This is a genomic window from Sorangium sp. So ce119, from assembly GCF_051524405.1.
Taxonomy (GTDB): Bacteria; Myxococcota_A; Polyangia; order Polyangiales; family Polyangiaceae; genus Sorangium; species Sorangium cellulosum_G.
Genome location: NZ_CP150310.1, coordinates 8,958,490 through 8,972,351, shown reverse-complemented (window position 1 = coordinate 8,972,351; position 13,862 = coordinate 8,958,490). Strand labels below are relative to the sequence as shown.

Genomic DNA, 13,862 nt, shown 5'->3' with positions numbered 1-13,862 from the left:
GTAAGAGGACGGAACCATGACGACGGAGTCCTCCCTCGCCGCCGCCGGCTCGCCGCGGCACGCCGCCCCCGCCGCGCTGCACCCTGCCCTGGTGCTGAGCGCCTACCTCGAGCCGCTCGTGCGCGGCCGGCGGGTCGCGGTCCTGGGTGACGCCACGATCGGCCTCGCCGACCGGCTGCTCCAGCGCGGAGCCCGCCTCGTCCACGCCTACGACCCCGACGCCGCGCGCGTCGCGGAGATGCTCGCGCGGTCGGCGGCCACGCGGCAGCCGCACCCGAGCTTCGCCGTGTTCGACGGCGACCTCGGCGTGCGCGACGGCGCCTTCGACACCCTCATCATCCCCGACCTCTCGATCTTCAGCGAGCCGGCCGAGATCCTCCGGCGCGCCCGCCGCCTCACGGCCGCGAGCGGCGCCGCCGTCATCGCGTCGCCGAACCCCGACGTCGGCCGGGGCCTGCTGCCGGCCGGCGCGCGGCGCGGCGGGGCGCCCGGCTACTACGCGCTCTACGACCTCGTCGCGCTCCAGTTCAAGCAGGTGCGGATGATCGGCCAGGCGCCGTTCGTCGGCTACACGGTCGCGGAGTTCGCGCCGAAGGGCGAGCCCGACGTCAGCGTCGACACGTCGATCCTGGACGGCTCCGAGGAGCCGGAGTGGTTCATCGCGGTGGCCGGCGAGCGGCTGCCGCGGCTCGACGCGTTCGCCGTGATCGAGCTGCCGTTCGCCGGCTTCCCGGTCGCGAGCGCGGGCCCGTCGCCCGAGGCGCTCAGCGAGGCCGAGGGCCGCGCGGCGCGGCTCGGGGGCGAGCTCGCGGAGCTGCGCACCCGGCACCAGCGCGACCGCGAGGACGCGGGGGCCCGCGCCGAGAGCGCGGTCGCCACGGCCGCGCGCCTCGCCGAGGTCGAGGCCGAGCTCGAGGCGAGGGCGGCGCGCCTCCGCGAGGTCGAGGCCCGGGCGGGCGACACCCACGTCCGCGCCGAGCGCCTGGCGCACCAGATCCGCGACATGGAGGAGGAGCTCCGCAGCCAGCGCGACCGCGCGACCCGGCTCACGAAGCAGCTCGACGATGAGAAGCGGCTGCGGACCAAGGTCGAGCTCGAGCTCGGCATGATCCGCAACCGGCCGGAGATCGCCGGCGCCCGCGACCGCCTCGACGCCGCGACGACCGAGCTCGATGCTGCGCGCGCGCGGATCGCCGAGCTCGAGGCGCGGCCGGCGGCGGCGCCCGATCCGGCGCTCGCGGCGCGCGTGGAGGAGCTCGAGGCCGCCGCCGCGGCGACGCGGCGGGAGCTGGCGAAGGCGGCGGCGGATCGGGACACCGCGCGGCGGCGCGCGCAGGAGGGCGAGCGCGCGCTGGAGGAGGCGCAGCGCGCGCGGCGCGAGGCGGCGGCGAAGCTCGACGAGCTCGCGCGGGAGCGCGATCGGCTGGAGGAGCGGGCGAGCCGGCTCGATCGGGAGAACCGCGGGCTGGAGGAGGAGCGGAGCGCGCTCGACGCGCGCAGGCTGCTGCTCGAGGCGCGGATCGTGGAGCTCGAGGAGCGCGTCGCCGCGCAGGAGCAGCGGATCGCCGAGCTCGAGAAGCGCGACCTGGGCGAGGCGGCGGCCGCGGAGATCGCGGGCCTGGAGGAGGCGCTCCGCGACCGGGGCCACGTCATCGCGACGCTCAAGGCGCAGCTCCGCGAGAGCGAGCGCGTGGGCAAGGAGCTCGTCGACGAGCTCGGGACTGTCTTCGAGGCGTCGGCCGCCGGACGCGGCGGTCCGGGCGACGCGGCGGGCGGCGGCGGGCCGGGCGGGGTGCTCCCGGGGTCTGGCCAGGGCGACGCCGCGGAGGCGCTGCGGCAGCAGCTCGACGCGCTGGCGCGGAGCGCCGCCTCGAGCGAGGCCGACGTGCGCGCGGCGGGCTGGAAGATCGCGCAGCTCGAGCGCGAGCTCGCCGAGGCGCGCGCCACGGCTGGATCGCCGCAGGCGCTCCACGACGAGCTCGAGCAGGCGCTGATCGCCGCGCAGGCGGAGATCGCGGCGCTGCGCCGGGCTGCGGAGCGCGAGGAGGCCGGCGCGCGGCGCGAGGACGCGGGCGCCGAGGGCGAGCAGGTGAGCGCCGAGGGCGAGCAGGTGAGCGCCGAGGGCGAGCAGGGGAGCGCGAAGGGCGAGCAGGGGAGCGCCGAGGGCCAGCAGGAGAGCGCGGGGCGCGAGCACGTCGTCGGTGCGGTTGGCGAGGACGTGACGGCGGCGCGCGAGGATGTGAGCGCGGCGCGTGATGACCTGGGCGTGCCGCCCGAGGTGATCGAGCAAGCGGTGCTCCTCCAGCAGGTCACCAGCGCCGTGGAGGTTGGCGTCTGAGCGGCGACCCGGGACCGGGGCCGGCCGGCCCCGGTTCAGGGGGCGATCCGCGAGCGTCGCGTCGGAAGGTCTCGCGCACCCGCCGGAAGCCGTAGGGTGTGGGGTGGGTTACTCCACGACGGTGGCGTCGATGTCGTCGACGGGCCCGGCGGGGGTGGCGGGCGCGGACGGAGCCTTGCGCTGGGGCGCCTTGCGGTTCGCGAGGCCGAGCCGGATGAGGTAGCCCCGCTTCTCGACGACCGCGCGCGCGGTGGTCGACCACTCGTCGAACCAGCCGCGCAGCCTCGCGAGCGCCTCGCGCCGGCGCGCGGCCTCCGGGAGCTCGGTCGCCGCGGGCAGGACGGACGTCGGGCCGAGCGCCGTGTCGACGAGCCCCTTCAGGCGCTTGCGCTCGGCCCTTGTCGAGGCCGCGGGTCGCGAGGAAGGCGACCGCCTTCTTGTCGCTCTGCTTCGTCCCGGCGCGGTCCGGATCAGCGCCGCTCTCGAGGGCGTCGAGCCGCGCGAGGAAGGTGGCCACTCCCTGGACAGCGGCGGTGCCGGTCGAGGGCGAGAGATCCTTGAAGATGTACGCGTGCACGTCGTGGAAACGTCGGCGGAGCGAGGCGCCATGACGGGCGAAGTTGGGTTCATCCCACTGATCGAGCTCCGTGGTCGCGGCGCGCTGCGCCCGCGCGTCGTCGGTATCTGGCGCTGCGCCGATCTTCCGGGGAGCGGCGAGGACGTCGAGGAGGAGCGTGCGGCCCTCCAGGATATCGTCATCGGTCATCCCCGCGTCGGCCATCAACGTGCGAATCGCGGCGACTGCGCCCATCCCCGTGAGGAACTTGGTGGCGCGCTCCGGCGCGGCCTCCCTGCGCGTGCGCGTTCCCATGCTCCCTCCGGTGCAGTCCACCGTGCCTCTCCGCCAAGGATGGAGCGAAGATGGCTCGCGGCGTGCTCCTCGGCCGCGCAGTATCCTATCGCCCCCCGTGTGGAGGCTTGCAGCCTGAGAACGATTCCTCGAAGGGCATGCGCCCTTCGGGCGTCAGCGGCGAGCGCCGGTGGACCCCAGCTCACGTCGGTGTCCAACATTCAATTCTGTGCGCGGCATCCACGAGGAATGCTGATCTGGCCTGCCTCCAGCCGGTGGAGCGGGGAGCACCCAGCGACCCCAGGGAAACCGCGGCCCCCGGCGCGACGCGGTCGAACCGGAAGGGCGCGCGCGCCACCTGTGCGCACGCTGTCCGCCGCGCTAAGGACCGAGCCGATGCGCGCTCCTCGACCCCTCTCGGCGCTCCTCCGGCTCGCCGGCGCCGCCACCCTGGCCCTCGCGCTCGGCGCGTGCAGCGCGGTCACCGCGCAACGCGCGCCCGACCCCATCGCCTCGCTCCGCGACGCGGGCGCGCACTCGACCGACGGCGAGGTGGTCGGCCGCTGGCTGCTCGGTGAGCTCCTCGTGCCGGGCGGCACGCCGGCAGGGGTCAAGGCGGCGCGCAAGCGCCTCGACGGGATCGGCGCAAAGACGATGCTCGCGTCGCTCGGACGCGCGATCGACGACGAGGAGCACGGCCGCAACGCGCGCGCGGCGGCGGCCTACCTCGAGGCAGTGGACGCCGCGCGCGTGAGCACGCACCCGGACGCGCCGCTCGTGGGCTGGCTCGCCGCGAACCGGCTGCTCGGGCTGCGATCCAGCGTCGTGGGCCTCTGGAAGAAGTCCCGCGAGGTCGTCCTGCGCGCGATCGATCACCCCGGCAACCTCGGGTGGCGCGCGCGCGGCGAGCTCGTCGAGTGGTGGAGCATCGAGGGACTCCCGGACGAGGCCGCCGCCGCGGCGCGCGCCGCCGGGACCGGCAGCGCCGCGACCGGCAATGCCGGGAGCAGCGCCTCCGGGAGCAGCGCCTCCGGGAGCAGCGCCGCCAGGGCCGCGCCGGCCGTGCCGCTCGTCGACCTCGCGGCGCGCCGGTACGGGTGCATCGAGAACGCACGCTTCGCCGGGCCGTTCGGGCGCAACGCGGAGAGCGACCACCGCGTGCGGTACGAGGCGGAGCGCGCCGGGCCGTGGCCGCCCGTGTTCCCGCGCGACCCGCGGCGCGCCGACCCGCCGCGCGTGCTCGGCGCCGAGCGCCGCGGGTGCCAGCTCTCCGCCGTCGCGCCGGAGGGGGCGCCGGGCGCCACGGCGCGGGGAGGCATCTTCTACGTCGAGACGTTCGTCGACCTGCCGGCCGAACGGGAGATGATCGTCGCCGTCCAGGGCGCGTTCGCCATCCTCGTCGACGACGTCGAGGTGCTGACCCGCGACACGAAGCAGTGGGGCATCTGGCCGCGCTTCGGCGCGCGCCTGCGCCTCGGGCCCGGCCGGCACCGCATCCTCGCCCGCGTCGGCAGCGGCGACACCTCCATCCGGCTGCTCGCGCCGAACGGCACCCCCCTCGGCCTGACAACGTCCGCCGACCCGACGCCGCCGTACGCGCTCTTCCCGCCCGAGGTCCTCCCCGACCCGAACCCGATCGAGCCGTTCCTCAACGCCCTCGGCGTGCCGCCGCAGCCCGCGCCCAGGGTGGCCCGCGCGCGCGGGCTGCGCGGCGCGCCCCAGCCCGAGCGCGACGTGAACGATCCGATCGCCAGGTTCCTCGCCGCCCACATCGCCCACCTCGAGGGGCAGGACGACGTGAGCGCGGTGCTGATCGAGCCGCTCGTGGCCGACCCGGCCCGCGCCACCGGGCCCGCGCTCGCGGCGCAGGCGGTCTTCCTCGAGAAAGACCCGATCTTCCCGGCGTCCGACGGGCGCGACCTCGTGAAGGACGTGCGCGCGCGCGCCGCAGAGAAGGACCCGGAGCTCTGGTACCCGCGCTTCTGGCTCGCCCTCGAGGAGGCCGACAAGGCCGGCCTGCCCGAGGTCACCCGCACGATCGAGGCGCTCGCCGACAGGTTCCGGGAGGTGCCCGACATCCTGAAGACGCTCGCGGCCATGTACTCGCGGCTCGGCTGGCGCGTCGAGCACGTCCGCACCGTGAAGGAGGCCGCCGCGCGCTTCCCGGACGACGTCGAGGTGCTCGGCGCGCTCCTCCGCATCCACGACAGCGACGGGCACATCGCCGAGGCCGACCGGATCGCCGCCCGCATCCGGGAGATCGAGCCCGACGCGGAGATCGAGCTGGAGAGGGCCATCGACCGGCGCGACTACGCGGCCGCCATCAAGGAGCTCGGGCGCATCGGCGCGGTCCGCAGGGACCGCAAGGACATCGCGCTGCGCATCGCCGACCTGCTGACCCGCGCCGGCAAGCGCGCCGAGTCGCTCGAGCAGCTCGAGCGCGCCCTCGCCAAGGCGCCGGACGACGCGGACGCGCGCCTCGCGCTCGCCGACGCGCGCTTCGCGCGGGGGGAGCGCGACGCGCTCCAGAAGGCGCTCATCGAGGCGATCCGCACCGGCGCCGACACCTCGGAGCTGCGCGACGCGATCGAGCTGCTCGACGGCACGACGGAGCTCAGCCCGTACCGGCAGGACTCGAAGAAGGTGATCGCCGAGCACGAGGCCTCGGGCGAGGCCATGCCCGGCACCGCGGCGCGCGTGCTCGACTACGCCGCCCTGTGGGTCCACGAGGACGGCTCGGCGCGGATGCTCCAGCACGAGATCATCCGGATCCAGTCGCGCGAGGCGATCCAGGAGCACGCCGAGCAGCGCGTGCCCGAGGGGCTCGTGCTGAAGCTCCGCACCGTCAAGCGCGACGGGTCGATCCACGAGCCGGAGTTCATCGAGGACAAGCCGACCGTGACGATGCCGCACCTGGAGGTGGGCGACTACATCGAGGTCGAGAACCTGTTCATCCTGCGCGGCGACGGCCAGGGCGGCCTCACGTTCCAGGGGCCGCGGTGGTTCTTCCGCGAGGAGAAGGTCCCCTACTGGCGCAGCGAGTTCATCATCGTCTCGCCGAAGAGCCGCCCGCTCGACGTGGAGACCTCCGGCCCGGTCCCCGCGCCGGAGATCACCGAGTCCGGCGCGCTCGTCACCCGCCGCTACCGCGTCGACAAGAGCCCGGCGCTGCCGGAGGAGCCGGCCAGCGCGCCCGCGGCGGAGTTCCTGCCGAACGTCCGCGTCGGCTGGGGCATCCGCCTGGAGAGCACGATCGCGCGCATGGTCGACGCGGCCGCCGACGAGACGCCGCGCGACCCGCGGCTCGTGCGCATCGCGCGGGCGATCGCGCTCAAGCCGGCGCCGGGCGGCGCGGCCGCGGGCGCCGGCAAGGGCGGCGCGGGCGGCGACGCGGCCGCCGGCGCCGGCAAGGGGGCGCACCCCGCGGCGGGCGAGGGCGGCGAGGCGGCGCCGTCGAAGGACGAGCAGGCGCGCCGGATCTACCGGTGGGTGCTCGCCAACGTGGAGGAGGGGCGCGAGAGCGACGGCCGCCGCGTCGTCATCGGCAAGAGCGGCAACCGGACGGAGGCGTTCCTCTACCTGTGCCGCCTGCTCGGGATCGACGCGGGCTACGGTGTGGTGAGCGACCGGCTCACCGCGCCGCCGCGCGGGCCGATGAGCGAGGCGGAGACGTTCAACGCGATCGCCTTGCGCCTCGACACGGGCGACAAGCCCGGCGCGGGCGCGGTCCGCTGGATGTTCGTGCGCGACAAGTTCGCGCCGTACGGCTACCTGCCGAGCTCGCTGCGCGGGCAGCCGGCGATCGTGCTGCGGCCCGGGGCGCCGCGCGAGGTGACGCCCTCGTCCGGCGCGCACGACGGCGTGGTCACCGAGGGCGTCGCCGAGGTGGCCAGGGACGGCTCGGCATCGCTCGTGATCGAGCAGCGCTACGAGGGCAAGCTCGCCATCGCCCTGCGCTCGGCGCTGGAGTCGCTGCCCGACGCGCAGCTCAGGGACGCCGTCGAGTCGCGCCTGCTGCCGCAGATGGTGCCGGGGGCGCGGCTCCAGGAGATCCAGGTCAAGGAGATGACCGAGATCGACCGGCCGCTCACCCTGAAGATGAAGATCGCTGTCGCGAGCTTCGCGCGCGCGCAGGGCCCGGAGCTCGTCCTGTCGCCGCCCTTCGGCGTGCGCGTGGCGAGCCTCGCCAGCCTGCCGGTCCGGGAGACGCCGCTCTACCTGTCGGAGCAGATCGCGACCCGCTCGGAGGTGCGCCTCCGGATCAAGCTCCCCCAGGGCGCGCGCGTGACAACGAGGCTCGATCCATTCAAGGCGGAGAATGATGGACGCACCGTGCGGGTGAGCGATCGCGTCGACGGGGGCGCGCTGCTCCTCGATCGCTTCCTCGACCTGCCCGCGGGCCGCGTGCAGCCCGACGCCTACCCGCGCTTCCAGCAGTTCGCGCGGGCGGCGGACGGCGCGCTCGACCGGGACATCGTCGTCGCGCTCGATCGCGGCGGGCGCTGATCGCGGCGCCCGGCCGCCCCTCGGCGCAGGTGCGCCGAGGGTGTTCGTGTGTGCCAACCTACGCAAGATGGATTACGCTCCCGCTCCCTACCGTGAGCGACCTGGACTCGCAGTACGCGCCGGATGCCGGGCGCCCGGCGGCTGATCCCGCGAAGGCGCGGGTGGCGCGCGCCTTCCGGCTCTCCTCGCTGTTCGCGCAGGCGGACCGCCCGGTGCGGGAGGCGGTCACCGAGGCGGCCGTGCTCGAGGTGGTGGAGTCCGACACGGCGATCTTCGAGCAGGGCGCGCCCGCGGACTCGCTCGTGGTGCTCGGCCGTGGGCGGGCGCGCGTCGAGCGGGTGAACGCGGCGGGGGCCTCGTTCCCGCTCAGCTACCGCGGCACGGGCGACGTGCTCGGCGAGTCGTGCCTCGGCGGGCTGGAGACGCGGACCGAGCGCGCTGTCGCGATGGACGAGGCCGAGGTGGTCCGGGTGCCGCTCGCGCTCGTCCGCGAGCTCTGCGCCCAGCACCCGGGGTTCGGGGCCGCGGTGTTCGCGCTGCTCGTCGCGCGGCAGCGGGAGACCGAGGACCGGATCGAGTCGATGCTGTTCAAGAACGTGGGAGGACGGCTGGCCGAGTTCCTCCTGAACGCGGCGGAGCGGTGGGGCGTGCCGACGCCGCGCGGGACGCTGATCTCGGCGCCGATCACGCACGCGGAGATCGCGCAGGTGATCGGCTCGACCCGGGAGACGGTGACGCTGACGCTCGGGGCCTTCCGGAAAGAGGGCGTGCTCGACGCGGCGGGCCGGCGGCTCATCGTGAAGGACCGCGAGGCGCTCGCCCGCAAGCGGTAGGAGCGCGCGCGGTTCCCTGTTGACGTGACGCACGGAGCGCCGATACGCCTTTCGCGGGTCGACCCGCAGGAAAGGACCGCTCATGCCGAAGCTCAGCTCCGGAACAGCCATCGCCGTCGCGTTTCTCTTCGGTTGCTCCGCGTCGTACGTCGCGCCGCGCTTCCTGGTGCCGCCGGTGCACGCGGGGACCGATCCGCCCCGCTGGGAGGTGCGGTGCGTGGACGCCGAGACGGCGCGCGTGGGCGACAGCCAGGCGCTCGAGGTGACCAACGCCACCGGATGGAACCCGGTGCTCAAGCGCTTCGGACAGGAGGGGTGGGAGCCGGTGCAGTTCCTGCGCAGCGAGATGACCGCGAAGATCGACGCGGTGTGCTTCAAGCGGCCCCTCCTCTGAGGCGGCGTGCGCGCGGCCGCCGCGGCCGGCGCGCCGGGGAGCGCCGCCGCGAGCGGGCGAGCTGACCAGGCCACCTCCTTGCGGCGGATGCCGGCCGGAAGGCGTGCTACGGGGGCGGCGATGGAGTCTGTGATCCAGAGTTACCGGATCCGCCTCGACGGCATCCGCTTTCGCGCCAAGCACGGCGTTTCCCGCGCCGAGCGCGACCTGCCCCAGGACTTCGTTGTGTGCCTGGAGGTGGAGCTCCCGATCGCCCTGCTGCCCCGCACCGACACGCGGGCGCGGGTGTTCGACTACGACCGGCTCGCGAGCCTCGTGGTCGAGGCGGGCACGAGCGCCTCGTACAAGCTGCTCGAGACGCTCGCCGAGCGGATCATCGGGCGCGTCCTCGAGGACACGCCGGCCCTCTGCGTCACGGTCCAGGTGAAGAAGTTCGGCCCGCCGACCTCGGTGTCGGTGGACGCGGCGTCGGTCGAGCTCTCGGGCAAGAAGCGCGGGTGAGCCCGGGCTTGCAGGCGCGGGGGGACGTCTCCAGGGTTCGACGACCGGTTCAGCCGGGCGTGAGCCGGGGGTAGGCGCGCGGCGTGCGCGAGGAGGGCGGCCCACCGATGCCCGGCGACGAGAACGCGAAGCGGACCGAGGCCTACGCGAGGGAGCACCTGGCGAACGAGCGGACGCACCTCGCCTACGTGCGCACGGCGATCGCGCTGCTCAGCTTCGGCATCACGCTCAATCGGTTCAGCCTGTATTTCCTCGAGGCGGGGCCCGGGGCCGCGCAGGTCGGGTCGCGGTCGCTGCTGCGCGAGGTCGTCGGCCTGGGCGCGGGGATGGTCCTGCTCGGGATGGCGATGATCGCGTGGGCCGCGGTGCGGTACCTGCGCGCGTACAGCGATATCGAGCGGGGGGCTTACCGGCCCGACCGGACGGCGATCCTGGTGTTCACGGCGGCGCTCTTCGTGTTCGGCGCGGCGAGCATCGCCTGGCTGTTCGCGTCATGAGCAGAGCTCGACGCAAGGGGGCGCAAGGGCGCCTTCACCGCAGCCGGTGCTCGCGGAGGACCTCGGCCGGCAGCGCCTCCCGCGCGAGCTCGCAGAGGCGCGCGTGGTGCGTGAAGAACAGGACCTGCGTCGTCGCCGTCAGCTCGCCGAGCACCGCGAGGGCAGCCCGGGCGCGGTCGTCGTCGAAGTGGATCAGGAGATCGTCCAGGATGAGCGGCATCGGCTCGCCCGTCCGGGCGTGGTGCTCGAGGCTCGCGAGCCGCAGCGCGAGGTAGAGCTGGTCGCGCGTGCCGTCGCTCAGGCCGCTCACGTCCACCTCGCGCAGCACGGGGGCCTTCGCGGGCTCCGCCGCGGCGCCGTCGGGCGCGGGCGACGGCGCCGCGGCGGAGCCCGCGCCCGTGGCCGGGGGGGCCGCGCGGACGCAGCGGAGGACCGCCTGCTCGCTCTCGTCGTAGCCCACCCGCAGGCCCGCGAAGGCGCCCAGCGTCAGGCGGTGGAAGAGCGCGCTCGCGCGCGCCAGGATCGGGCCCTGGTTGCGCTCCCGGTACCGCTCGATCTCCCGCTCGAGCAGCACCGCGGCGAGGCGCGCCCGCGCGTAACGGCGCACCTCGCCGCGCAGGTGCGACAGGCAGATCTGCGCCTCGACGGCCGCCTCCGCGGCGCCCACCGTCGCCCGGAGCTGCTCGCGCTCCTGCTCGAGGCTCCCGAGCGCCCTGTCGATCCGGCGCCGCTCGTCCTCGAGCGCCGCGAGGCGCTCCTCCGTGCGGTCGAGCTCCAGCGCGAGCGCGTCCCGCTCCACCCCCGCGGTCTCCTGCTCCAGCGCGGCGACGCCGGCGCCCTCGCCCGCCTCGAGGAGCTTGCCCTCGTTCTCGACGAGCTCGCGATCGAGGCGGCGCGCCTCGCGCGAGCGCTCCTCCGCCACGGAGAGCGCGGCGAGGTCGGCCGCGGCGTCGCCGGTGCGCGCGACGGCCGCCGCCTCGAGGAGCTTCGCGAGGCGCGCCTCGGCGGCCGCGCGGCGCGCCTGCTGCTGGTCGAGCTCGCGGCGCTTGTCGGCGAGGCTGCGCGCGATCTCGCCGCGCTCGCGGAGGTCGGCGCGCGCCTTGTGGTGGCGCTTGACGAGCTGGTCGGCGGCCTGGTCCGCGGGCAGCGCGGCGAGGTCCGGCGCGTGCCGGGACGCGAGCTCCGCGACGTCCGCCGCGAACGCGAGGGCGTCGCGCTCCATGCCGCGCACGCGCCGGCGCTCGTGGGCCGCGCTGTCGGCCTTGCGGAACAGCGCGCCGAGCTCGTCGAGGATCGCCGTGGCCTCGTCCGTGGACGCGTCGCCGGGCAGGCCGAGCAGCCGCACGCTGTCCGCCCACTCGGCCCGCCACGCCTCGAGCGCGCGCGCGTGCTCCGCGCGCTCGCGCTCGAGGTCCTCGAGCTCGCGCTCGAGCTCCTTGCGCTCCCGGAGCAGCTCGCGTCGCTCGCGGGCGGCGAGCTCGATCGCCGCGAGCTCCTGCTCCGCGGCCTCGACGAGCGCCGGGAGGCGCGCGGCCGCGTCGTCCGGCGCGCCGGTCAGGGGCAGGCCGGCGCGCGCGCCCTGGATCGCGGCGTGGAGCTCGGCCGCGTGCGCCTGCATCCGGGCCCGCAGCGCCTCGGCCTCCGCCTCCGCGGCGCGCAGGCGGTCGACCGTGGCGGTCAGGCCCGCGTAGCGGCCGAGCCAGCCGCGCATCTCCTCGGGCGAGCGCGGCGCGACCCCCGCGGGCCGCCACAGCTCGACCCACGCGGCCTCGGCCTCCTCGGCGCGGCGCGCGAGGGCGGCGCGCTCGGCGGCGAGCTGCGCCTGATCGGCCTCGGCCCGCGCCTTGTCCGCGAGCAGCCGCGCGAGGCGCGCGACCCGGTCGGCCTCGCGGCGCAGCCGGTCGGCGAGGGTGTCGGCGACCCGCACCAGCTCGGCGTACTCGTCGGCCTTGCCGCGCGCGGCCGCCGCGGACGGCTCGCCCGGCGCGGCGAGCGGCGGCCGCCGCCCCGCGCCGGGCGAGGCGGGCGCGTCCTTGCCGAGGTCGAAGAGCGAGGCGGTGTGGATGGCCGCCGCCGCGGCGCGGGCGCTCCCCTTCGACTGGAGGGCGCGCAGCAGCGCCTTGAAGGCGGCGTCCCGGCGCTCGCGCGCCTCGGTGAGGTCGGCCTCGGTGGGCACGGCGCCGGCGCGCTGGAGGGCGTCGATCTCGCGCGCGCTCTCGCGCAGGCGCGCCTCGATCTCCGCGGCGCGCTCGCCGAGCCGCTCGCGCTCGCGGGCGAGGGCGCCCCACTGCGCGGCCGCCTGGTCGACGGTCTCGGGCAGCGGGACGGGCAGGGCGCTCGCCTCGGCGGCGGACAGCGGCCGCTGCGCGGGGGAGCCGGCGGCGTCTCCGACGTCGAGGCGCGCCCGCGGGGCGGCCTCGCTGGCGGCGCCGAGGCCGAGCCGGTCGCGCTGCGCGTCGGCCTCGCGGGCGAGCCGCGCCGCGGCGGCGGTGGCGTCGCGCAGGCGCTGCTCGAGGTCGCCCTGCTTCTGCGCGCGCGAGAGCGCGCCGCGGAGCGGGGCCGGGTCCTCGCCCGGCGGCAGCTCGGCCAGCCGGCGCGCGCAGGCGTCGCGCCGGGCGCGGTGCGCGGCGAGCAACCGCTCGACCTCGCGCGGCTTGGCCTCGACCGCGCCGCGCTCGCGGGCGAGCCGCTTGATGCGCGCCTCGGTCGCGACGTCGACGCGCATCGCCTCGAGCCCCGCGGGCTCGGCGCCGTCGACGAGCGAGGCGTCGCGCCCGAGCCGGCGGAGGATCGCGCGCGCCTCTTCTTCCAGGCCGTGGAGCTCCGCCCGGACGCGCGGCAGGTCGACGGCGGCCTTGCGGTGGCTCCCGAGCCGGGTGACGAGGCCGTCGATCACGCCCGGGTCGAGCTCGGCGAGCGACGCGGGGACGTGCAGCGCGGCGTGGCGGGCCTCGAGCTCCTCGATGTCGGCGCGGAGCCGCTCGGCCTGGGCGGCCGCGTCGGCGGCGCGGTCCTGCGCGTCCTCGCGGTCGCGCTGCGCGCCCTCGGGCAGGAGCACGACGTCGCCGAGCGCGGCGCGCCGGCCGAGGGTCGCGCGCCGCGCCTCCAGCAGCGGGAGCACGCGCAGCGCGCGCCGCAGCCGCTTGTCGGTCGCGCGGAGGGCGCGCAGCTCGGCGTCGACGCGCTCCTGCGCGGCCCGGGCCTCGTCGATCTCCTGCCGCTTGCGCGTCCAGTCCGCGGGCGGCCGCGCGGCGCTCTTCGCCTTGTTGCGGGCCTCCTCGAACGCCTTGATCGCCTCGTTGAGCGGGCGGGTCCTCGCCTGGGGCGTGAAGATCTCGTCCGCCTCCTGGCGCAGCGTGGTGAGGAGCTGCTGGAGCCCCGGCCCGCCGAGGCCGGCGCCGAACAGGCTCTGCCCGACGTCGCCCTTGCCCTGGAGCAGCGCCTCGGCGCCCTGCCGGAGCGTGTCGTGATCCAGGCCGAAGGAGGTGCGGAACAGCTCCTCGGTGACGCCGCCGAGCACCGGCGCGAGCGCGGCGTCGTCGAGGGGGTTGTCGTCCGGGTCGCGGAGCGTCTTCACGCGGCCCTTGCGCCGGACGAGCGCGAGCGCCGTGTCGCCCCGGCCCGCGAGCCGGCCGCCGACGCGCAGATCGGTGTTGTGGTGGACGTGGGCGTCCGGGGTGATGTGCGGGATGCCGTAGAGCAGGCCGCGGATCGCCCGCAGCGCGGTGCTCTTGCCGGCCTCGTTGGGGCCGTAGATGAGGTGGAGGCCCGGCGACGGGGCGGAGAAGTCGAGCCGGAGATCCGTGAAGGGACCGAACGCGAGGAGGTGGAGCTCTAGGATCTTCACGAGGTCGCCGGCCGGGCGCAGGGGCGGTGCTCTCCCCTGAACGGATAGCAAGTGCGAAACCTCCGCGCGTTGTCAAGGCGCTCTTGGCGGCGCTGA

Annotated in this window: 8 protein-coding genes; 6 read left to right on the top strand and 2 right to left on the bottom strand. The window is 76.1% G+C overall.

Features of this window, described 5'->3' with window-relative positions:
• Window positions 1–16: 16 nt before the first annotated feature.
• Window positions 17–2,338, top strand: a complete 2,322-nt coding sequence (locus WME76_RS33810; protein ID WP_437956351.1) for a hypothetical protein — start codon at window positions 17–19, stop codon at window positions 2,336–2,338.
• Between the two features lie 108 nt (window positions 2,339–2,446).
• Here the strand turns inward: WME76_RS33810 and WME76_RS33805 are convergent, their stop codons facing one another.
• Window positions 2,447–2,968: a hypothetical protein gene (locus tag WME76_RS33805; protein ID WP_437956350.1), complete on the bottom strand. Its 522-nt coding sequence runs from the start codon at window positions 2,966–2,968 to the stop codon at window positions 2,447–2,449.
• Window positions 2,969–3,584: 616 nt separating this feature from the next.
• Between WME76_RS33805 and WME76_RS33800 the strand changes: the two genes are divergently transcribed.
• The 5 genes from WME76_RS33800 to WME76_RS33780 all read left to right on the top strand — a co-directional run bounded on the left by WME76_RS33800 (window position 3,585) and on the right by WME76_RS33780 (window position 9,919).
• Entirely contained in the window at window positions 3,585–7,694 is a 4,110-nt protein-coding gene (locus tag WME76_RS33800; RefSeq protein ID WP_437956349.1) for a hypothetical protein, read from the top strand.
• Between the two features lie 92 nt (window positions 7,695–7,786).
• On the top strand, window positions 7,787–8,527 hold the full coding sequence (locus WME76_RS33795; protein ID WP_437956348.1) for a Crp/Fnr family transcriptional regulator: 741 nt from the start codon (window positions 7,787–7,789) through the stop codon (window positions 8,525–8,527).
• 82 nt (window positions 8,528–8,609) lie between these two features.
• The gene (locus WME76_RS33790) at window positions 8,610–8,921 is read left to right on the top strand and encodes a hypothetical protein (RefSeq protein ID WP_061618613.1); all 312 of its coding nucleotides are present in this window, start codon (window positions 8,610–8,612) and stop codon (window positions 8,919–8,921) included.
• 120 nt (window positions 8,922–9,041) lie between these two features.
• The gene (locus tag WME76_RS33785) at window positions 9,042–9,422 is read left to right on the top strand and encodes a dihydroneopterin aldolase (RefSeq protein WP_061618612.1); all 381 of its coding nucleotides are present in this window, start codon (window positions 9,042–9,044) and stop codon (window positions 9,420–9,422) included.
• Between the two features lie 107 nt (window positions 9,423–9,529).
• Entirely contained in the window at window positions 9,530–9,919 is a 390-nt protein-coding gene (locus tag WME76_RS33780; RefSeq protein ID WP_437956347.1) for a YidH family protein, read from the top strand.
• A gap of 34 nt (window positions 9,920–9,953) precedes the next feature.
• On the opposite strand, the gene WME76_RS33775 is transcribed toward WME76_RS33780, so the two are convergent.
• On the bottom strand, window positions 9,954–13,817 hold the full coding sequence (locus tag WME76_RS33775; protein ID WP_437956346.1) for an AAA family ATPase: 3,864 nt from the start codon (window positions 13,815–13,817) through the stop codon (window positions 9,954–9,956).
• Between the last annotated feature and the right edge of the window lie 45 nt (window positions 13,818–13,862).